General features: G+C 39.1%; 29 protein-coding genes. 26 read left to right on the top strand and 3 right to left on the bottom strand.

All coding sequences use genetic code 11. The features are described 5' to 3' along the window. Window positions 1-25 precede the first annotated feature (25 nt). From QSJ81_RS18610 to QSJ81_RS18720, 23 genes are all read left to right on the top strand, one after another. A complete protein-coding gene (locus tag QSJ81_RS18610) occupies window positions 26-187 on the top strand; it encodes a hypothetical protein (RefSeq protein WP_285718833.1) in 162 nt (53 codons plus the stop codon). Window positions 188-199: 12 nt separating this feature from the next. After that, window positions 200-637, top strand: coding sequence for a phage protein Gp36 family protein (locus QSJ81_RS18615; protein WP_285718834.1), 438 nt, complete (start codon window positions 200-202; stop codon window positions 635-637). Then, window positions 628-1,230, top strand: a complete 603-nt coding sequence (locus tag QSJ81_RS18620; RefSeq protein ID WP_285718835.1) for a phage virion morphogenesis family protein — start codon at window positions 628-630, stop codon at window positions 1,228-1,230. Before QSJ81_RS18615 ends, QSJ81_RS18620 begins: the two co-directional genes overlap by 10 nt. Beyond that, a complete protein-coding gene (locus tag QSJ81_RS18625) occupies window positions 1,227-1,949 on the top strand; it encodes a hypothetical protein (protein ID WP_285718836.1) in 723 nt (240 codons plus the stop codon). Before QSJ81_RS18620 ends, QSJ81_RS18625 begins: the two co-directional genes overlap by 4 nt. 15 nt (window positions 1,950-1,964) lie before the next feature. After that, the gene (locus QSJ81_RS18630; protein WP_352230913.1) at window positions 1,965-3,383 is read left to right on the top strand and encodes a hypothetical protein; all 1,419 of its coding nucleotides are present in this window, start codon (window positions 1,965-1,967) and stop codon (window positions 3,381-3,383) included. A gap of 17 nt (window positions 3,384-3,400) precedes the next feature. Further along, a complete protein-coding gene (locus QSJ81_RS18635) occupies window positions 3,401-3,871 on the top strand; it encodes a hypothetical protein (RefSeq protein ID WP_285718837.1) in 471 nt (156 codons plus the stop codon). Window positions 3,872-3,923: 52 nt separating this feature from the next. Then, window positions 3,924-4,331: a hypothetical protein gene (locus tag QSJ81_RS18640; protein WP_285718838.1), complete on the top strand. Its 408-nt coding sequence runs from the start codon at window positions 3,924-3,926 to the stop codon at window positions 4,329-4,331. Window positions 4,332-4,458: 127 nt separating this feature from the next. Continuing rightward, window positions 4,459-6,567: a phage tail tape measure protein gene (locus QSJ81_RS18645; RefSeq protein WP_285718839.1), complete on the top strand. Its 2,109-nt coding sequence runs from the start codon at window positions 4,459-4,461 to the stop codon at window positions 6,565-6,567. 12 nt (window positions 6,568-6,579) lie between these two features. Further along, the gene (locus QSJ81_RS18650) at window positions 6,580-7,620 is read left to right on the top strand and encodes a hypothetical protein (RefSeq protein WP_285718840.1); all 1,041 of its coding nucleotides are present in this window, start codon (window positions 6,580-6,582) and stop codon (window positions 7,618-7,620) included. Between the two features lie 4 nt (window positions 7,621-7,624). Next, entirely contained in the window at window positions 7,625-8,707 is a 1,083-nt protein-coding gene (locus QSJ81_RS18655; protein ID WP_285718841.1) for a phage late control D family protein, read from the top strand. 8 nt (window positions 8,708-8,715) lie between these two features. Further along, on the top strand, window positions 8,716-9,117 hold the full coding sequence (locus QSJ81_RS18660; protein WP_285718842.1) for a phage baseplate assembly protein V: 402 nt from the start codon (window positions 8,716-8,718) through the stop codon (window positions 9,115-9,117). Window positions 9,118-9,126: 9 nt separating this feature from the next. Next, window positions 9,127-9,447 carry a PAAR domain-containing protein gene (locus tag QSJ81_RS18665; protein ID WP_285718843.1) on the top strand — a complete coding sequence of 107 codons (321 nt, stop codon included), beginning with the start codon at window positions 9,127-9,129 and terminating at the stop codon, window positions 9,445-9,447. After that, window positions 9,444-9,881, top strand: a complete 438-nt coding sequence (locus QSJ81_RS18670; protein WP_285718844.1) for a GPW/gp25 family protein — start codon at window positions 9,444-9,446, stop codon at window positions 9,879-9,881. The genes QSJ81_RS18665 and QSJ81_RS18670 overlap by 4 nt, the downstream gene beginning before the upstream one ends. Then, complete coding sequence (locus tag QSJ81_RS18675) at window positions 9,874-10,935, top strand: baseplate J/gp47 family protein (RefSeq protein WP_285718845.1); 1,062 nt, start codon at window positions 9,874-9,876, stop codon at window positions 10,933-10,935. Before QSJ81_RS18670 ends, QSJ81_RS18675 begins: the two co-directional genes overlap by 8 nt. Next, window positions 10,932-11,606: a UCP028438 family phage-derived protein gene (locus QSJ81_RS18680; protein WP_285718846.1), complete on the top strand. Its 675-nt coding sequence runs from the start codon at window positions 10,932-10,934 to the stop codon at window positions 11,604-11,606. Before QSJ81_RS18675 ends, QSJ81_RS18680 begins: the two co-directional genes overlap by 4 nt. 20 nt (window positions 11,607-11,626) lie before the next feature. Then, the gene (locus tag QSJ81_RS18685) at window positions 11,627-14,047 is read left to right on the top strand and encodes a discoidin domain-containing protein (protein WP_285718886.1); all 2,421 of its coding nucleotides are present in this window, start codon (window positions 11,627-11,629) and stop codon (window positions 14,045-14,047) included. A 16-nt stretch (window positions 14,048-14,063) separates the two neighbouring features. Then, entirely contained in the window at window positions 14,064-14,435 is a 372-nt protein-coding gene (locus QSJ81_RS18690) for a hypothetical protein (RefSeq protein ID WP_285718847.1), read from the top strand. A gap of 118 nt (window positions 14,436-14,553) precedes the next feature. Then, window positions 14,554-14,802, top strand: coding sequence for a hypothetical protein (locus QSJ81_RS18695; RefSeq protein ID WP_285718848.1), 249 nt, complete (start codon window positions 14,554-14,556; stop codon window positions 14,800-14,802). A 2-nt stretch (window positions 14,803-14,804) separates the two neighbouring features. Continuing rightward, window positions 14,805-15,206 carry a hypothetical protein gene (locus tag QSJ81_RS18700; RefSeq protein ID WP_285718849.1) on the top strand — a complete coding sequence of 134 codons (402 nt, stop codon included), beginning with the start codon at window positions 14,805-14,807 and terminating at the stop codon, window positions 15,204-15,206. Continuing rightward, window positions 15,151-15,738, top strand: coding sequence for a peptidoglycan recognition protein family protein (locus tag QSJ81_RS18705; protein WP_285718850.1), 588 nt, complete (start codon window positions 15,151-15,153; stop codon window positions 15,736-15,738). The genes QSJ81_RS18700 and QSJ81_RS18705 overlap by 56 nt, the downstream gene beginning before the upstream one ends. Before the next feature lies 1 nt (window position 15,739). Continuing rightward, window positions 15,740-16,375 carry a hypothetical protein gene (locus QSJ81_RS18710; RefSeq protein WP_285718851.1) on the top strand — a complete coding sequence of 212 codons (636 nt, stop codon included), beginning with the start codon at window positions 15,740-15,742 and terminating at the stop codon, window positions 16,373-16,375. 184 nt (window positions 16,376-16,559) lie between these two features. Further along, a complete protein-coding gene (locus QSJ81_RS18715; protein WP_285718852.1) occupies window positions 16,560-17,264 on the top strand; it encodes a hypothetical protein in 705 nt (234 codons plus the stop codon). A gap of 141 nt (window positions 17,265-17,405) precedes the next feature. After that, window positions 17,406-17,645, top strand: a complete 240-nt coding sequence (locus tag QSJ81_RS18720) for a hypothetical protein (RefSeq protein WP_285718853.1) — start codon at window positions 17,406-17,408, stop codon at window positions 17,643-17,645. Between the two features lie 31 nt (window positions 17,646-17,676). On the opposite strand, the gene ku is transcribed toward QSJ81_RS18720, so the two are convergent. The 3 genes from ku to QSJ81_RS18735 all read right to left on the bottom strand — a co-directional run bounded on the left by ku (window position 17,677) and on the right by QSJ81_RS18735 (window position 19,712). Then, window positions 17,677-18,498 (bottom strand): non-homologous end joining protein Ku, encoded by an 822-nt coding sequence (gene ku / locus QSJ81_RS18725; RefSeq protein ID WP_285718854.1) that lies wholly within the window; start codon window positions 18,496-18,498, stop codon window positions 17,677-17,679. Window positions 18,499-18,699: 201 nt separating this feature from the next. After that, window positions 18,700-19,368, bottom strand: coding sequence for a hypothetical protein (locus QSJ81_RS18730; protein WP_285718855.1), 669 nt, complete (start codon window positions 19,366-19,368; stop codon window positions 18,700-18,702). A gap of 161 nt (window positions 19,369-19,529) precedes the next feature. Then, on the bottom strand, window positions 19,530-19,712 hold the full coding sequence (locus QSJ81_RS18735) for a ribbon-helix-helix domain-containing protein (protein ID WP_285718856.1): 183 nt from the start codon (window positions 19,710-19,712) through the stop codon (window positions 19,530-19,532). Window positions 19,713-19,895: 183 nt separating this feature from the next. Between QSJ81_RS18735 and QSJ81_RS25750 the strand changes: the two genes are divergently transcribed. From QSJ81_RS25750 to QSJ81_RS18745, 3 genes are all read left to right on the top strand, one after another. Continuing rightward, window positions 19,896-20,087, top strand: coding sequence for a helix-turn-helix domain-containing protein (locus QSJ81_RS25750; protein WP_352230916.1), 192 nt, complete (start codon window positions 19,896-19,898; stop codon window positions 20,085-20,087). Between the two features lie 359 nt (window positions 20,088-20,446). Continuing rightward, a complete protein-coding gene (locus tag QSJ81_RS18740) occupies window positions 20,447-20,656 on the top strand; it encodes a hypothetical protein (protein WP_285718857.1) in 210 nt (69 codons plus the stop codon). A 222-nt stretch (window positions 20,657-20,878) separates the two neighbouring features. Beyond that, on the top strand, window positions 20,879-21,076 hold the full coding sequence (locus tag QSJ81_RS18745) for an aspartyl-phosphate phosphatase Spo0E family protein (protein ID WP_285718858.1): 198 nt from the start codon (window positions 20,879-20,881) through the stop codon (window positions 21,074-21,076). The last annotated feature ends 181 nt before the right edge of the window (window positions 21,077-21,257 follow it).

The raw sequence follows: 21,257 nt of genomic DNA on the forward strand, positions 1-21,257 counted from the left end.
TTAAAAAGGATTGGAGGATTCCACAATGGATGATAAACAAAAAGCTGCAATAGCATTGGCGCTTAATACGTTGGCCATGCTGGTAAATGGTAATTTCCCCAAACTAGCTGAAGAGTTAAAAGAGGGTGCAAAAGAATTTACTGTTGAAGTACCAAAAGAACCTGAAACCGAAACTCCTAAAGCATAAGGAGGTTTTTTTATGCCTTATACAACTGAAGAATTAGTAAAAGGTAAATCTAAGCTTGAAAATGAGTTTGATTTCAATGCCGAACAACATATTAAGGATGCACAAGCAAAAATTGATATTAAGCTAAGAAGAAAGTATAAAGTTCCTTTTGCTGATCCAGTACCGTCTATTATTGAAAGTATTGCAACAAACTTTGCAGCTGGCTTTGCAATTGAAAAAGACTATTCGGATAGGCCGGAAAAAAACGAGCCATATTTGGCGGAAGTTTTGATTAAACGTGCTGAAGCCGATTTGCAAGATATCCTTGATAATTCTTTGCTGGATGGGATGGAAGGCGTAGAGTATGCGCCTCCTTCACCAGTAGAGCCTTCGGAGCTTGCACGTCCAGCTGTAATGTCTACTACTCCTTACCAAAGCGAAATGGATAGAGTATTAAGCAGATGGCCGTAGAAATCAAAATTGAAACCAAGGAATTAGAGAAGGTTAAAAACGCTTTACAGCTGATGCATGAACGAGGTACGAAATTACAACCAGTTATGCGTAAATTAGGTACCGCCATGGTTGGTATTGTTGATCGTAATTTTGAAGCGGAAGGCAGACCAACAAAGTGGAAACCTAGAAGCCCTATCAGTCAAGCTAATTTGGCCATGGGTGCCCAGGGAAATGCTAAAAATACTAAGCGTTACCAAAATGCAAAGTCTCAAGGGAAAGCATCCATTATGCGCCGTGAGTCGTTGAAGGCTATGAGTAATAAGATACTTTCGCGTTCCGGTGACTTAAAAAAGTCAATCACATTTGATGCTCAGAATGATCGGGTGCTAGTTGGTCCAGGCGGAGGAATTCCATACGCCCGTATTCATCAATTGGGTGGTGTGATTCGACCTAAAAAAGCCAATGCATTAATGGTACCCTGCGGGAATCGGATATTACGCCTAAAAAGCGTCACGATTCCTGCGCGTCCTTATCTCATTGTCCCTACTAGTGAGATACCTTTATTGGCCAGTATCACCATTAATGAACTTAGTAAGGAGGTGAAACCTTGATCGATACTATTATTGATAAAACTTCTGAGCTACTTAAAAAAGAACCGAGTTTGGCCAATGTTGTAAATTGGCATAAAATTAACGGTTTAGTACCTGGACAAAAGCGAACTGTAAGCGTAGGTTGTGATGATGAAGATTACAATGAATATACCAGAAGTTTAGATGAAGGAATTGTTAAATTAAAAATTTATGCTTCATTGGATAATCGTGAACTTTCGGCAAATAGCAGACGTACTGAAGAACATCGATTGGAGTATGGTGAGCGTTGTATCCGTCAATTTGCTAATAATATCAGGTTGTGTTTAGTGTCGAATCACTCGCTTGATGGAGTAGCAGATACGAGTTTTGTCCCTAAGATTGAATATGTAACGGCGGATGAGCATAGAGACTTGCACATCGCCGTTATTTCTTTTGAGGTAAAATTCTATGCAACTCGTGAATCACCTTATCGTGAAATGACGATGCCAATTGTAATGACTGGCCCTGGTAGCTTAACATCGTTGCCGATTTCTCCAGTTGTTTCTATTGTTGATATTCCTGGTTATGTGCAAGGGGTAGATTATATAACGGAAGAAAACGGTATTCAGTGGAAGTCAGGTAAAGGACCAGCAGCAGGCACGGCTATTCCAGTAACTTGGCGATTCTCTGCTGACAATGAAAATGTAAAAGTAGGAAAAATCATTTTTGATATAAATGGTGAAAATGTAGAAATTTCTTAGAAAGGAGTGGTTAATTTGGCAATGGAATTTATAGTGCCTGGCATGCAGATTGATGAATCTGATGTTGGGACAAGGCCAACACAGCAGCTGAGTCTTGCTGGAATTGGTATAGTTGGCACATTTCAAAAGGGACCGGTGAATACGCCAACTACAATTGGTGATGAAACTAAGTATGTAAAAGTATTTGGCAATGATGCAGCTGGATTGACAGGACCAAAGTCGGTAAAAGGGTGCTTTGCTCAAGGCGCTAATGATTTACGAATTGTCAGGATCGTAGGTGCGGGAGCTGCTGCATCAACATTAACATTGAAGGATGGAGAATCTACCCCTGAGCCTAGCATAATAGTTACTGCTACAAGTCCAGGCGTATGGGGCAATACTTTAAAAGCTACAGTCGTAGCTAATACTGGTAATGTTGATATAACTGTCACGGATGGGGATAGCACAGACGTTTTTCGAGGAGTAACACTGGACAGCCTACCAATTACAAAAAATCTTGTGACTATTAAAAAGGCTGATGGTGCTACGGGATTACCAGTAGCTGTTTCAAATCAATCTTTAACTGGTGGTAATGATGGGGCAACAGTAACAGATACTGATTACATTGGTACAATTACTGGAAGTGGTAAACGTAGCGGTCTAAAAGCATTAGAACCAGTGCAGTGCGGAATTGCTCTTTGCGCTCAGCAGTATAGCTCGAATATTCATCATGCTCTTATTACCTGGGCGGAAAATTGTGACGTGGAGGAAGGTTTACGGATTCCGATCCTAAACTCGGCACCTATTTTAGGCATTGATGCTGCTTGTGTTCAAACTACAACATTGGATACTTCTGACGGTCGTGGTATTTTCACGTATCCTTGGGTGACTCCAGAGGATGAGCTAGACGACGATGTTTTTGTTGCACCTGATGGCTATTATGCTGGACGTTTGGCTACATTAAATCCCTGTCAGTCTCCAAGTAACAAGCAAATCCTTGGTATTCGTAAATTGGAAAGAGATTTTACTTATGCTGAGGTTAAGGTACTTACATTGGCTAGAATTAGCCCTATTACATTAGTCCCAAATCGCGGATTTCGAATTCGTAATGGTGTAACGCTGTCCTCTGATACTGCATGGGGGCAGACGAATATTCGTCGACAACAAGACAAAATGGAAATGGAATTGTATCATTCGATGCAATGGGCTATATCAGAAAATCATGATCCAAAGCTGTGGGATGCTATATCAACGCAAGCAGATGCATATTTACGAACTCAGCAAAATCTTGGGTTTATCATGGGATATTTACCAACGCTTTGCAATAGTCAAACCAATCCCGATGAGAACATTATTGCTCGCATTTTGACATTTGTTGCTCGCTGGAAACCACTCTATGCAGCAGATTTTCTTATTTTGAAAATGAAACGAGAGTTGCCAAGTGCAAAGGCATAATAGGAGGTGAATAGATATTGTTAAACTTTGAATTTAACTTACAAAATCACGCAGAGCAAAGACCTGTACAAGGGTTTGATGTAAGTATCTCAGTGATGGGACCAAATGGGCCTGAATTTGTTGGTGAGTACCAGGAACTTGAATTTAAAATTCAGGATGAAGATGAGGAATATTGGTTGACTGGAAGCCGGACAGCGATGCTGCTAGATGGTGATATCAAAATTACGGGAAAATTAAAGCGTGGCTGGGTAAGCTTGGATATTATTTCTCGGTTATATGGTCAGTCATCGATCCGACGCGGTGAGAGTACATTAAGCAGTCTTAGATTTACAATTACGGCTACTGTTGACGCACCATCTAAAGGGTTGTTAGGCCGGATTCAATTAGAAGATTGCAAGTTCAATGAAATCAGTATCGGTATTAAGGCCGGTAAAGGCGTAGTAAGTAAGGATATGAGCTTTAAAGCAGAAGGTATTTCAGAAGCATAAAAAAAGAGGCAGCCTTAATACTGCCTCTTAAATTTAAGGAGAGTGTATATAAATGGCTAATGATAAACAAATTTTTGGACCTTTGGAGCTACCAAGCGGTAAGCAAATAAAGTTTCGTGAACCAGTAGGCATGGATCGGGTAAGTGTTGTTCAGATGTTAAAAATGGGAATGGACAATATTGGATCAGGGGCTGTGCTGGTTGACGGTTATGTTGCTGTTAAATGTATTACTGAAATTGATGGCAATGAGATTAGGGATAATTATAAAAATACCTATGATTCTATGAAAGATGAAGATCTGTCGTTTTACCAGGCTGTTTATTCTGAAATGTTTGGTATGAATGATGATAAGAAAGAGCAGGCGAAAGAAGCCGCAAAAAACTTGCGGAGCGGGCAGACCTCTATAGGTTCATTCAGTGCAGTAAATACGGGCACGCAATCGACTACCACGGCTGGCTAACACTGTCTGAGATTGAAAGGGATGCCTTATATTTAGTTTTGGAATGGGCTAACGAAAAAGAAAAGGAAAATCAGGAACAAGAGGATTGAGTCAGGGGTTACCTCCTGACTCCTAAAGGGGTGAGAAGGTGAATGTTTCTTTTTCTGTTGCTATGATGCTACAGGCCGTTAATAATATGGGACCTGGAATCCAGAGCGCTCAGCGGATGATTAGCAGTCTAGGACAATCTTTTAAGGACGTTGCCAAACAAAGTAGCCAATTGAATCCTGTAGAAGGTTGGGAAAATAAAATTAACCGAGTGGCTGAGGCTGCTAAGAGAATAGGTAAAGAGCTTAAAGATTCCGGCAAACGAATCACTGAGCAAGGTGAAAAACTGCAACAATCTGGTATGCGGAATACTGTTGAAGGGGCATCACTAATGGCCCCTGTATTACATATGGCAGAAGAAGCTGGAAAACTTCAAATGAAAAAGGCATCAATGGGAATGTCTGGTATTAGTGGGCAAGGCGTGGATAATTTAATGGCAAAAGCAGACGAATTTATACAACAAAGAATTCTGTTTGATAAAACTGAAATTGCCGATATGTTTTTAAACATGCGTCAATCAGGGATGCTAGAAGGCAACATACTTCGAGGATCTGACCGGTTAGTAAGGTTTGCAGAACTTGAAAATATCCGGCGCGGAACGGAAGGAACTGAAACTGCAAAAATACTGGCTCAAATGGCTGAGCGCGGAGGTGTATTGCGTGATCCCAACATAGAGCGCTGGAATGAATTTTTGGAAATTACCAACCAGGTTGCTACTGTGACCACTGCCGGCATGCGGGAGTTACATGAGTCCAGTAAGTATTTGGAGCCTACAGCACAAATTGCTGGATGGAATGAAAAAGATATGATGTGGTCACAGGGTATTGCCGCCAGGTTTGGTTTGGAAGGCAGCGTTGCTGGAACTGACTTAAAAGATATGATCTCTCGTCTTAATCCGTATAAGTGGTTAAAACAAGGGCGGCCGGATCAGCATTTGGATGCAATGGAGCGGCTTGGCTGGCTGAATGATGTAGAGACTCATAAAATGAAGTCTGGGCGCACAGCCTTTGATAGTATTGGCGGAAGTGTAATGCTCAATAAAGATGGTTCAACGAAGAATATGCTTGAAGTATTCGGGCAGTTTTCTAAATCATATGAGAAGTATAAAGATTTGCCGAATGGCATGGCTCTTTTTGCTGCAGATATGCATAAAGTGCTCGGGGAGCAAGGGGAGAAAACGGCGCTTTTAGTGGCTAAAAATTACGATGTTATTACTCAAATGGTTGGAGATGCCCAGAAAGTTAAGCCTATTGAAGAACAAATAAACGAATACGCAAAAGGGTACATGGGTAGCTATAAGGCTTTTAAAGCCTCAATACATAACTTAGAAATAGAAGCTGGGGATTTATTATTGCCGAGTTTGACACAGGCATCACAAACATTGCGCGAATGGGTTAAAAACATAAGAGAATTCACGACTGCTCATCCGGGAGTTGTAAGTGGTATGTTAAAATTTATACTTGCTATGGGGGCTTTAAAAGTCGTTGTCGGGGTTGTACAAATTATCTTTGGTACTCTTTTAACAACCTTCGGCGGAGGAATGAAAGTTTTTGGAGGGATATCTACTGGTGTAGGTTGGATTTTAAAGAAACTTATAGATTTAAACGTCGGGTTTGGATTATTTAAAGCTACTGGAGCTGGATTTTGGGGATCGTTATGGCAAGGAGCCCAATTAGCTTTTCCTTGGTTGAGTAAATTGAGCGGTTGGGTAGTTGGATTTACTCCCATATGGCTATCGAATGCGGCCAGAATAGGTGCAGGATGGCTTATTGCTTTAGGACCAGTAGGCTGGATTATTTTAGGTGTAACTGCTGCAATTGTGGCAGCTGTTTGGGCTTGGAAAAATAACTTTTTGGGGTTTGGGGATGTTGTCAATAATATAGTTGATCGGCTAGGAAGACTTATTGACCGAGTAAAAGAATACCTCGGCTTATCACAAAAAATGCAGTTTTACGGCCCAATCAAGGGGGTAGAGCTTGCTACAGGTGATCAACCGTTTATTGGTGGAAAACGTAGTAATACAAGCAATGTTATACAAAATGTCAATGTGAATGTCCCTACTACCAATGAAGCAAATCAATTTATAGCCAATTTAGAAGTACCAGGTAAGTATAAAAGTGATGATTATAACCCTAGATTCTCTTTCTAGTGAGGTGATGTAATGGAAATCGTATTAGGTGACATTAAAATAGCAATTCCACCCGAGCGTAAAATTGATTTTACTGGCATGCGTACCATGGTCAAATATGATGTACCTGGTGATCGTCCCAGGTATCAAGATATGGGGCGTGATGAAAGAACCGTTAAATGGAATGGTATCTTTTATGGGGATGGTGCTTATGACCAGGCATTAGCCCTACAAGCTTATTATGATAGCGGTAAGAATATTGATGATGGAACTGAAAAAGGTGGTTTCTTATTTTTATTCGAAGATATTTCTTGTCGGGTATTGATTAAAAGCTATTCTTTTCAATACTATCGAAAAGATAAAGTTCGCTATGATATTGAGTTGGTACGTCTTGAAAGTGATTATGATAAAAAAGATGCTCAGGAAAAAACAAAAACCGATAAGGTGGCAAAAGCAAAAAGCGGCTTGGATAAATTGAAAGATGATATCAATAAGGCAATGAAAACGGTTAATGATGTTTCAAAGACCGCGCAAAAAATTCAGCAAAGCCTATACAATGCAAGAAAGTCTTATTTATCCGTAGTAAATTCGGTTACAAGCCCAATTAAAAATATGAAACAGCAGCTTACAAATGTAAAAAGTGCTTTTGATCGTACCTTGGCAACGGTTAACCATTCGATTGGGCGCGTATCAACTCCATCAAGTAGGCATGAATTAACTGATGCTCTTAAAACCATGCAAACAACGATACCATTGGCGCAATCGTTAGTAGTATTAGCACAACAAAGAAGCTTAGGGATTAGGCTAGAGGAAGTCATTTCACAGATGAAGACAAGACAAGTAAAGCAGGGTGATTCATTACGATCGATCGCTACGGAGGTTTTAGGGAATCCTCATCAGTGGATTTTACTAGCTCAGCTTAACCGCTTATCAAGTAGTATTATTCCCTCCGGTATAAAAACAGTAAAGGTACCGGATAACACCAATCTAGCCAATATTCAAAGTATGATTGATGAGCAAGTCAGCCAACTACCTAAAGCGGTATCTAATTATTTACCAAGGAATTTGAGGTGATCATATGGGGGCGCATCGATGCTGGATAGAGGTTGTAGATCCTAATACAAGTGAACTAGTGGCTGTTAGATGGACGGATATTATCAATCTAAATATTGATTTATCTTTATACTTGGCTGCCGACAGTTTTGATTGTACATTACGAAATGATCTCCTTCTCTCCGAGTATTTACGGAAAGAGCAGGAGATTTCTTTTTGGATTGGATCCGTAGCGAATCCGAATCAATGGGGTAAAGAGGAACTTACTCACGTATTTACTGGTAAGATTGATGGAGTACGTCCTTTTTTTGGTGACCAAATGACAGTGCAGTTGGTTGGCCGCGATTATTCATCCAGGCTAATTGATACTGAGTTCTCAGTTGCCTTTGCGGAAAGAACGGCTTCGCAAATTGCGATTCTGTTGGCGAAGAAGCATGATCTTGCCTATGAGGTAGTTCCAACAGAAGTAGTAATTGAAAAAGACCTATACAAAGATCGTAAAGAGTGGGCCATCCTTCAGGAGCTGGCAGATCGCGAAGGATATGTTTGCTATGTAAAAAAGGATAAAGTACTGTATTTTGGGCCGAGAAAAGATAATGATGATACGATTATTGCGGAATTGAACTATAGGCAAAAAGAAAGGTCCAATGTATTATCCATCCAGTTTGATGATAGTTTAGTGGGTGTCATTAATTACGTTATTGTACGTCATTGGTCTGGAAAGAAAAAAGGACTCATTGTGGGAGAGGCCAAGAATCAAGACCTTATTGAAGCTTATGGAGAAAAGAAAAGAGTCGTTTATGATCCGAAAGCTAAAACAAAGGAATTAGCGGATCAAATTGCTGCAAAGAAATTAAAAGAATGGTCTAGGACAGTAGTAACAGGAGAACAGATCCGAGTCGCTTCGTCACCACTTATGGAACCTGAAAAAATGGTATCTGTAAAAGGTTGTGGCAGATTTGATAGCAACTATTATATTGAGAAAGTGCATCATACTTTTTCAAAAACCAGCGGATTTTTTACAGAAGTAAATGTAACTTCTGAACGTCCTGATAGTGCGGCACAATACCGGAAAGATTTATATAATTATGAAGAAAGAAAAATGTAGGTGAGCGTATGCGAAGAGAGCCAAAACAAGATACACTGCCACAGTGCGGAGTTGTGACAAGCGTAGATCAAACCAGGTATAGGGTAAAAGTGTATATACCACTGCTTGACATTGAAAATGATTATATTCGTGTTGGTAGTCAGTATGTTGGTGCTGGTTGGGGCTTGTATGCATTACCACATGTAGGGGATGAAGTTTTAGTTATTTTCCCAAACGGTGACTTGAATAACGGTATTGTAGCTTGCAGGCTTTATAGTGAAGAATGCGATCCTGCTCCTCAAGAGGGGGATTCCTTGACGCTAGTGCATGAATCTGGTTCAATTTTACGGTTTGATAAAGCCGGTAATGTTACTTTAGAAGCCAAGGGCAATTTAACACTACGCGGCGCGAATGTGTATATCAACGAATGAGGTGGTTGTATGGCAGCTGTGACTAGGCAAGGGGATTCAACTACAGGTGTTTGTAATTTAGGTTTACCATGCTGCCCTCATGGGCGCTCAGGAACAAATCAGACAGATAGTCCCAATGTTTATGTTAATGGTAAGCCTGTACATCGATTACATGACACTGGGCCTACAAATTGTCCTCATGGAGGAACATTTCAAAGTGTGGGTGGATCAAGTACCGTATTTATCAATGGTCAGCCTGCAACACGGATAGGAGATACAACCACATGCCTGTTATGCGGTCAATCAGGGAGTCATTCGTCAGGTTCTCCAAATGTTTTTATTGGGGGGTGATAGTTATAAAAAATAAAGCATTAGGAATCGATATTGCGCTTGAAAGTAATTCAAATTTGCTTGCTGCTACAGGTGATATAAGGACTACGGATACTAACGATTTGGCTGTTATAGATGATTTAGAAGTTGTACGCCAGGCGTTAGTAAAAAGGCTAAATACTAGAAAAGGTGAGCTTTGGGCGCATCCTGAGTATGGTTGTGATATTTGGGATATTCTTTCTGAGTTAATGACCGACACCTGGTATAAACAGGCTGTATCAACCATACGTGATTGTATCAATGATGATCCCAGGTCACAAGTAATTAGTGTGACTTATGATTCCGTACCACAAGATAGGCAAGTTACATTCACTATTCTGTATAGTGTTATAGATGGGCGTAAAGATAATTTAGTATGGGACTATGCACCAGAGGCGGTGACGGATAGTGTTTAAAAAGTTTCAGGACATTCTAACTGATTTATTTAACTACATTGGAGAAAGCAAAGTAGTTACTGATTTTAATGTTGGATCTGTTTTACGGACAATTCTCGAAGCTGTAGCTGCCATAGTGGAGGAACTATGGTATAAGCTACAGTTTTTTGTTTCCTTGTTTTTCTTAGATTCATCCCAGGGAGAATGGATCGATCGGCGTTTGAATGATTTTGGAATGGAACGAAAAGAAGGATCGGAAGCTTACGGAACTATCACCATTGGTCGTGATTCACCTTCACCGATTAGTATTTTGATATCAGCTGGTACAATTTTTCAAAATGATACCGGTGAATTGCAGTTTATTACTCAGGGTGATGCTAGATTAAACATTGGTGATTCTACTGTTGAAGTCACAGCCCAGGCGGTAGACACCGGAACTGATTATAATTTAGCTTCAGGAACGGTGCTTAAACAAGCTGGAATAGCAATCTCAGGGATCGAGTGGGCAAAGATTAAAATTATGGGTGGCGGTGAAGATATTGAGTCTGATGATGATTATAAAAATCGCGTCCCTGATTACTTTGATTCCCTAAGTCGCGGAACTGCTCCAGCAATCAAATATGCAGCATCTACAGTGAAAGGCGTAGAATCAGTAACGTTAAAAGAAAATTACCCGTCAAAAGGATGGTTTACAGTTTATATTGATGATGGATCAGGCATTGCTAACCAAACCTTACTGCAATCGGTACGTGCTATATTGGAAGATTACAGAGCCTTTACGGTTCAGTATGTTGTTGATACCGCTAAGGTGCTGGATTTTAGTGCACAACTGCAAATAACAATAAAAGACGATGATACAAAGTTAGACCAGGTAAAAAATTTAGTGCAGTTAGCAATTGTAAATTATGTAAATTCCTTAAAGATGGGAGTACCTTTATATCTTGCTGATTTAATCTATTTGGCCAGAGGTATTGATGGTGTAGAGAATGTTCGAATCATAGCTCCAGCAAGTGATGTAATAGCTACTAATGATCAAATATTAAGGACTACAGCTGATAAGGTTGTGATTCTATGAAAATTATTGAATATTTGAAGTGGTTTGGTGAAGATGCAATCAAACCAGGAACGGTCCTTTATATAACGGCTGCAACGATTCAAACTATTGTAGATGCTGTTGAGTCCGGTATAACGTATTTAATTAATCAAATATACCTGATGACAGCAACTGGCATATGGCTAGATCGCTGGGGGTGGGATTTGGCAAGATTGCGTCGCCAAACATTGGAAAGTGATGAGGCTTTTCGGACAAGGATTATTTTGACTTTGTTTCGAATAAAGGGGATTCGAAAATCTATTAAGCAGGTTATTAAAATTTCGACAGGCAATGATCCGATTGAAATTTTTGAGCCAATTCGAGATACGGCATATTGGAATGCCGGCTTTTTTTATACTCCAAAACAGGAAGCTGATACAGCAGCGGCAACAGATGGAACTGGTGTGTATTGCGCTAGGATGGGAACAAGTCAAGATACGACTTATACCGGTTATGTTCGTGTGCGCTTAGCGGGGGATTATCATGGTGGTGCAGGATTGTCCTATTTTGATTCGCTGGTTTTTACTAGTCGAATGTTTTTCTTTTCCTCTACAGTTGATACGAAAAGAGCTTTGACAAGGGATGATATCGCAAACGCGGTTCACTTGGTACAGCCTGCCGGTACACAGATTTTTGTTGAATTTTTACAGTGAGGTGATTCATATTGGATAAGGTGAATTTTAATCCGTTTTCGGAAATTCTAGTCGAGGATTTTTTAAGGCAATCAGGTTATATCGATAAAGCTATAAATCTACTCATCAGTGATTTTCTTTCGCAAGATGTTGCTGTATTGGGATTAGATGTAACGGCACAGTTAACGCCTGATATGAGCGTATACAGTAAACCAGGGCGCATATATCAAAAAGGGGAACAGGGCGAAATTACTGTAAATAGTAACCCCCCGTTAGTTATTACCGCCGCACACCCTACTTATGATCGCATTGATCGAATATGCGCCCAATATCAGGATATCGCGGATATGCCAGAAACGCGTAATGTAATGGTTGATACCGTATCGAGGCAAGTCACACAACAATCAGTTATGACCAGGGTATCCGCATCAATTAATTTTATGGTAGTAAATGGCGTAGCGGCTCCGGTACCAGCTGCACCCACTATTCCAGATGGATGGGTTAGTTTAGCTCAAGTGAAAGTTAGGAAAAATACAACTTCAATCCTACAAACGGATATCTTAGATGAAAGACCGACATTAAAAAGTTTAGCAACACATGGTCATAGTGGTGGCATCGATGGTGCTAAGTTGAGTGCAGGTAATATCATTAATTCTCTGATTAGTGGATTAGCCACTACTGATGTGCAAAGTACATTAGCAGCCATTTATTCTGAGGCAACGAAGAAAGGTAGTAACTCAGCAAGAAATTCTGTCATTACTGGCCCTATAGATAGCAATGGCAACGCGGCTGCTCTTTATTCTGATTTAACGACAAGCCCAATAAAAATTAAAGCTGGTACAATAATAAATTTTGCGAATGGGTTTAATGGTGTAAATCAGAATGATATACCTTACAATGTTCTAGCCGATGCACCTGTCACGTTAGCTGCTGCCGATGCAAATACAATACCATTGCAGTATACGGCTGATTTGTGTAACGGAGGTACAGCGATAAGTGGCGGTGATTACGCGAGTTTACCAGTCGGTCAAGCTTTTGATAACAACACTGCAACATACTGGCAAGGGAGTCAAGTAACCGCAAACCAGCTGGGAGCATCCTATGTGGGGTACAATTTCGGCGTAGCTAAAGCGATACGAAAAATAAAAACGATTAACTCTCTTAACGTAGCCAATAATATCGCAAGCGTAAAAGTTCAATATTCCAGCAACGGCACTAACTGGAATGATGCATGCAGTCAATCGCTGGATACCACCATAGGGGCTAGTAACTATATTACAGTACCACCTATAGGGGCTTACCAGTATTGGCGATTACTAGCTAACAGTAACTTAGCTAGCGGGTATGGGTGGGCTATATACGAAATCGAAATGTACGAAGCTCTTCAAACATACTACATATACGCTACAAGGGCGGCAGACGGAACAGTTACCTACGGTGCTACTAGGCAAAAGCCTAAAACTGGCAAGCAATACGGTAGCCAAATTACGGCGGGGGTATTAGCGGTAGACGATTACGCATATAGCGAAAATCGTTGTGTAGGCGGCGCGTTTTCCGCGAGTAGTGTATATGGCGCGACATCCGTGCAAAATGCATTTGATGGAAACCAGAGTACCTATTGGGAGAGCAACAACCCAGGGGGCAGCGGGGATAATATCATCTATGATTTTGGGGTTGCGCGACATATTAGAAAAATGGTGATAGACCACACTATGACCGACGCCCTACACTTTATGTCTAGCGTAAAAGTGCAACGGTCTACGGATGGAACAACCTGGAACGACGTGTATACGGCTACAGGATTAACTAGTGGGGTAAATACTATTACTCTACCCAGCAGTACGCCAAGTAGATACTGGAGGGTTTTAGCAAACGCGCAAACTTCTGGAGGACCAACCTACTTATGGTGTATCACAGAGTTAACCATGCACGAAATATGTACAGACTTAACAGTATACGACCCATACCAAGGCGTTAGTCGCTACTTCGACGGTACGAACTGGACTACTGTAGTACGTAAATTCTTAGGCGAGGCTGTAGTAGACAGCGCAGGAAAGATCGTAAGCTACATTACGTATGACTACAATAAAACGAAGTTAAAGGCTTTACCAGCCGAAGATTTTGACGACGTAGTAACGTTGGGCCAGTTGACGGCTAGCCTCCAGGCAAATGGGTGGGCAAAGATTCCTGTAGTAGCTAATGGGGTAAAAGTTGATTTGATTCTGCAATGGCTGCCTGTATCTGTTACAGTAGGGGCAGGGGTGGACTCTGGCCCGTACTCTGCGGCTTTACCTATAGCGTTTCCTTCCGCAGCTTTGTTTTGTTGCGGTAACGTGAGTACTCTGCCGTTTTTACATGTTTACAGCCAGCGGGTTAGCGCGACAAAAACTGCAGTGACAGCGGCATGTTACTCGACAGTAGCCCAGACGGTAGTATTTGAGACCCTAGCGATAGGGATTTAAAAAGGAGGGTAAATAAATGTACTTAGCAACATTTGACAACCAAGGTAAAAGAATTACCAGCTACGTAGTAGGCTTACATAAGGATATACCAGCTGACGCAATACCCATATCTGACGAAGAACAGGCTCTTTATGCTACTAATAAGTATTATATGGGGACAGATGGTAAGCCCACAGAAATACCCGTATATGTGCCTACCGCAGACGAAATAAAGCAGCAAAAAATTTCCGCGCTAGATGCCAAATATCAGCCACAATTTACCGAACTATCCCAGGCTTTAGGTATGGCAACATTGGCAGATAATACTGAGTTGATTGCTAGTATAAAGGCCGATTACATAGCCTTAAAGATTGAGTACGACACCAAGCGAGGTGAGCTAGATGGCTAAACGATGTTTTGTATGTGGGTCTAAAGAGAATGAAGGTAAATGTACAAATCAAGATTGTAGTCGTAGTAAGTAGGAGCCAATGGGGCTCTATTTTTTATGATATTTTGGGGGTGGGGTATTGGAATTAAATTTTAATAATTCTGGTCAGATTATAGCGATTATTACCTTTACAGCGTGGTTGGTAAAATATCTAATCGTTAATCCGTTACAGACGGCTATAACAGCACTAAAAGAAGCAGTAAATGAAATGAAAAATATGGTTTTTCGAATGGACCAAGAACAAAAAGGAATTGATAAAAGACTTGTCGCAGTTGAGGAATCTACAAAGTCTTTACATAAAAGAGTAGATGGAATGGAGGTGCGTTAAATTTGTCAGTAAATGAATATCAAATTGCACTATTAGCCGCTGGAGTAATCCTAGCGGCTAATCTTTTAGCTATGGGGCTATTCGTGTTATACGCAAAGTTGCCAGAGAGCAAAACGAAAGAGGCTATTCAGAATATCATTTTCGAGTTAGATCGATTCGCTGATGATATGGAGAATTCCGATAAGCGAAGATCAGCAATCCAGCAGATAAATGATGTCTTAGGTTGGCGCCAAATTTTAATACCTGGTGCGCTCATCGGCTGGATCATCGATACAGAAGTAGCTGCCATCCGAAAAATGCAGAAGGCAACTAATACACCAAACTTACACAATGAGGAGGAAAGTAAAAATGAGACAAGTAACCTTAATGGAACTAAAACAACTAGCTTTACAGGCCAAGAGTGATTTATGGGATCAGGCTCAGAGCGTGGGAAGAGATGTAAAATTATACTTGCATTGGTCTGCTGGTCATTATGGCCAGTTTTTCGATGATTACCATATTAATATAGATCAAGATGGCGGTATTTATATAAGCACCAATGATTTATCTGCCGTTAAGTCACATACCTATAGACGAAATACTGGTGCTATTGGAATTGCCCTGGCGTGTTGCTATCAAGCAAATACAAATGACCTCGGCCCTGAAGCTCCAACGGAATTACAAATTGAAGCTATGGCCCAGGTGGTGGCTGTACTAGCAAAGGCACTCGATCTTACAGTAGATATTTATCGCGTTATGACACATGCAGAGGCTGGAAATAATCTTGACGGCCTAAACCCTGGATATGAATCTAATGGATATCCTGATGGCAAGTATGGCCCTGGTTATAGTTGCGAGCGGTGGGATCTATGGTTTATACCTGGTGGCGCCAAAGGGGAAGGCGGTAATATACTGCGGGGTAAAGCGAATTGGTACCAACAACAGGGAGGTATTTAATATGTTTAATGCGTTAACAGCGAAGGGAAAAGTAATCCTCTCGCTTATTATTTTTATGGTGATATTAGTTGTGTTTACTGCAGGATATTTTGCATGGCAAAAGCATGCTGATACTGAAGCCAAGCTGCAGCAGGCAATTGTGTTAACCGAAAAGCAAGCACAGGATGCTAATGTTTTACAAAATAAGCTAGACCTGAGTAATCAAAATGCTGAGATGTTGTCCAAATTTATAACTCAGGCTCAAGCAGGCCAGGTGCAGCCAATTACTCATTTTACAGTGCAGGCGCCTAGTGTACAGGTAGCTACTGAAGATGTGGCAAATAGAATTAATGCAAAAGATCCTACGCTACCACCTGCAGTACTCGAAAAAACTGATAATACAATTGTTACACCTAACACAAATAAAACGCCACAGGCCCCTTATGACGTTGCTGTGTTTAAAAATAATAACTATCGTAATTGGGAGTGGTCTGCTGGTTATGGTCAGCATGGCGGTGATAGATACATACCAGTAGAATTGCGACGTAATTTTAGTAAAGATGCTGCTGTATCATATGAACACCATTTTTTAGGCAAAGAAAAAGGTTACGAAGTAACATATACTAGAAAAACTGATAAACTATTTTTTATATTCTAAAACGTCCAGGGACGGCCGTAGAATATAAAATTAATTATCCACATAAAAATCCCCGTCTTACCTTAATTGGTAGGGCGGGGATTTTTTGTATTAAAACAAAAAATAAGGTGTATTTGTATGCAGGTATTCAATAAATACTATTAGAATTCTTAATTAATAATATTTAAGCTAAGGGGGTTACTTAATGGATGGCGATGGTTTTGACTTAATAAGTCAAGAACAACTAAAACAAGCGTCTCAATACTACAAAGATAAGATGCTTGTAACTGCTCAGTTTTTTACTGGATTAATTAGTTCTAAGCGTAGTGAAATGATTCAATCGGTAGGGCATGCAATTCAAGGTATGTTTTCGGGAAAATTTCTTGAAACTCTAGAAAAAGAATTTAAATATTATATAGATGCTGGTAAAATTAAGGATGATTATATTAAATCAGACCAAAATTTAATGTGCTTCATTGAACTACTACGAAGTTTAGAACAAGATCTTCCTGATCCTTCTAGGCTTGAACTACTTAAAAAAATTTATATTGTTACTGCAACCGAGGATAAGAGTAGCAGGGAGAGTCCTTTGCCCCTTCAATTTATGCAAATGGCAAAGGAATTGACATCAGGAGAAATATTAGTTTTATTTGCAGCATATAATTTAGAAGGAATATCAGTAAGTTCTCAATCTGAATTTATAATAAAATTAATTACAAAATCTGGTTTAGAATATGCTGAGATCGTAACCAAAGTTCATCAGTCATTATTCGAAAAAAATTACTTAAAGAGTGTTCGTACTGAGGCCATTCTCAATCCAATATTAATAAGGGATCTCTTCACTCCTTTAGGACGAGCCTTTTGTGATTATGTTGTTCATTATGATATCATCGAACAATCTGCTAAATAAAATACATATTTAATTAGATGACTAATGCCACCTTACCTTCTGGTGAGGCGGCATTTTCTTATTTCCCACCAACTACCACTTGCCATCCGCTTAGAAAAGCCTTACAATAAAACAAACATATGTTCGTCTTAGAGGTGAAATATGAGTAATTACAAAGTTTTCGTTGAAGTCGTAGCAAAACACGATTTACAAGGTAATATCAGACCATTATCAATTAAGTGGGAAGATGGGCGGGTATTTGAAGTTGATCGGCTTCTAGACGTTAGACAAGCTGCATCTCTCAAAGCAGGAGGAATGGGAACTCGGTATACCTGCAGGATCTGTAATAAGCAAGTTTATTTATTTTGTGATCAAGGAAAATGGTTTATGGAACGGAAATAGGAAAAACTCCCTAATCATATAGGGGGTTTTTTTATGCTGTTTTCTTTGATTTTCTAGGAGATTTCTTCTTCTCGTTTGCCTTTGATGCTGCTTTTGTAGATGCAATACTCGCTTCCAACGCTGCCATCAGGTCTAAATAACGAGGTGTAGTATCAGTAGTTTTAATAATTTCCTCATTACCAGCCTTGGCTTCAATCATTTTAATAACTTGTTTTTGGTACTCATTCTCGTATTTAGTCGGATCGAATTTGGTGATTAGAGAATCAATCAAGGTTTTAGCCATTTTTAGCTCTTTATCTGATAGCTCAACATTTGCAGGTAAATCATTTTCAAGTTCCTTTGTGGAAACTATTTCATCCGGAAATAACATTGTTGAGAGCGAAATGACATTATCGGTAGGGCGTATAGCTGCAAGATATTCCTTATTCCTTAGGACAAATTTAGCTATACCGACAACGTTTGCATCTGTCATAGCTTTGAGCAGTAATGAGTAGGCTTTGGATGCTCCTTGATCGGGCACTAGATAATAGCTATTATCATAAAATCTCGTATCAATTTCTTCAAGTTTCACAAAGTCACTGATTTCGATAATTCTGCTTGCTTTGGGGGAAATTGCCTCTAAATCACTATCTGTGATAATAACGTATCGGTCCGGTGATACCTCATAACCTTTGATAATCTCGCTTGCTGGTACTTCCGCGCCATCACTAGCTACCTTTTTATACTGTATTCTGCTAAAATCACTTTTCCGCAACTGGTTAAAACTAATAGCCTTGGAGCGAGTAGCCTTAACCATTGTTACAGGGACATTGACTAAGCCAAAAGACAATAAGCCCTTCCACATTGATTTCATTTTACCCACATCCTTTCTATATTATAGTTTACATAATAATGATTATTATATCATAAGTAGTGGGTGGAATCATGGGGTAAATAATAGGAGAGTCGCCTACCTAATTGGTGTAAGAAAAAACTCTCTAACATAATTGCATAGAGAGCTTCTTGAAAGACTATATAATTATTATCTAAAAATAAATGACTTTGACTGTCATACTTATTCCTTGAGTAAAGCTGGATGAGTCCAGGAATTATCTACTATGTTAGCAAAGTCTAGTTTATCAACATTTTTCCAATTGATTTTTGCTGCAGTTTCTGGCTTAAGTGTCATTCTGACTACTATGCTGTCAGATGTATTTCCGTATTTATCGGTAAGAGGTAGATGGATATATTCTCTAATTTCGTAAATAGGGAGTCCAGAAGTATATATTTTTTCGAATAAATCTGCTCCGTCTCTATAAATTCCTTTTCGCGTTAGGGGAATAGTGAGGTTTTCATTGCCAGAAATGTAGATTTCAGAAGCTAGTTTACCATCTGCTCTAACAACAGTAGAAACTTTCTTAAATTTGTCTTTTGTAGAATCCTTAATTATTTTTTCCAATTGTTCTTTTGGTTCCATTCGTTCCTGAGATGTAGTGGGCTGACTACTAATCAATGGCTGTTGTTGGTTTTCTTGTACAGATGTTGTTGTTTGGGGTGGCTGATCTTTAGTTGTTGTAGTGCTTTGTGGGCTGTCTATTAATGCTACCGTCACAAGTAAAACGAAACAGCCGAGGGAGCCTAACAACCATTTCTTCCACAGTTTGTTCCTTTTTATCGCCATGACAATGGTTCCAATTAAACATATTATGATTCCTAAAATCGAAAGTAATCCGATAAATACCAAAATAGTACCTCCTATTAAGTTTTTAATATAAAAATACAACAAATAACATTATATTCCTGCACGAAAGTAAAGAATACCAAATAAAACTATTAGCATAAAAAACGTATTTAATGAAGGAAACTTTTATTATGCGTAATAAAAAAGAAAAACTTACCGCTATTTCAGTCAGTAAGTTCTTCTTCCAGTTCTAATTCTATGCCGTATTTCTTTAATAAATCATTATACGCTTCTTCCGCTAATCGGGATATAGGTATTCTCGTATCTTTGCTTAATTTCCGTACTTTTTTAGCTTGCCATATAGGTACTATTGTATTTAAATATGTCCTATTTTTTAATTCTCCCATAAATCCACCCCAAAAATAATATAACATTTGGAATGGCTGCTGTAAGCTAGTCACGGCTAACGCTAGCTATTGCTAATACTACTAGATGATGTTATTATTAATTGTCGAAAAATGTTATAAAATGCAACTTTTAACAACAACAAAATCGGCTCCATAAATGGAGGGTTTATAGTAGAGTTAAGGATTGATGAATTAAGGAAAAAACATTGTATCACGTGGGCTGAATTAGCAAGACGATCTGGAATTGATAAAAGTATGTTATCGCTAATAAAAAATGGTCAAAAGAGAACGCTGACAACAGTACAAGAAAGAAAACTTGCAATGGCGTTCGGAGTGGCAGTCGCAGAATTATATACCGAAAAAGTAAATTGGTAACATTTATCTAAATTTATATACAATTCTGGCAGGGGAAAATAAAAAGTGGTCGAATCTATATAAACCCAAAAATCACGTTTTACAAAGGAGTGTTTTATGTGAGTAGGTTAAATAGCAGTTAAGACCGTTGCAAGATGCAGCGGTCTTTTTATTTTTGTCGAAATAAGAGAATTTTAGGAAAGTTTTAGGTTATTTATCGATTTATTATAAATGTATGGTATAATAAATCGAACACATGTTCGATTGTGTTCGTTAAAACTGCTAACCATCATTGAGAATGGCGAGTAGTGACGGAAATAAATATAACAACATATTTTACAAATTAAATATTTTTTATATAAAAGGAGAACTGATACATAATGAAAACGTTAGACACAAAAGAAAATATTATTAATGAAGTAGCCACTTATTATTCGCTGGTTGATAAACAAATCTTGATAATAGTCTATAATGCTTTAACAGGCATGAACTTATCTAAAATAGATATTAAACAAGCGATGATTTTATATGCTGCTGCATGTGATAAACATTTTAAACGTGGATATGCTATTTCTCAAAGCGCAAAATAATAAATCATCTCATCCTATAAATATCAGCGAAGGTCGATAATAACATTATGCGGTTTGCTATTTGCGTCTCTAGAATTGAAAAGAAGGCGATCGGTAAGCTGGGGAAGAGCCTTTCAGCTGAGGATTTGCGTTAAGAAAACATAAAATTATTTTCAATCGATATATACAGGGAATAGCACAGTCCTTTTTGGGGAAAAATAGTATTAAAAGGATGAAAATCATATGACTGAAGCAGAGGTAGTTCTTAGTAAAGCGGAGGAATTAAGACAACGACTAAATAAGGTATCAGAAGGAAAAAGTTTTACAGATCCACAAGTAGTCTTAGTTAGTAAAATGCTAGATGTTATGCTTAATGAATATCATAATCTTATGAACGAGATAAAGAGTGAGCATACTAAAGGTAGCTTCAGAATCGGATAGGGTGAATACTTAGAGTTTCTACTAAAGCATAACCAGATATTTCCGGTATCGCTAACATTTATAGAAATGTTACACTATCACTGAGGTGATAGAATGCATAGGATTTGTACATATTTAATGTATGCTACTCTTGTAACAATAATTGCTACAAAAGGAGCTAGCAAGAGCCTTGTTATTTATT

The organism is Pelosinus sp. IPA-1 (genome assembly GCF_030269905.1).
Lineage (GTDB): Bacteria > Bacillota > Negativicutes > DSM-13327 > DSM-13327 > Pelosinus.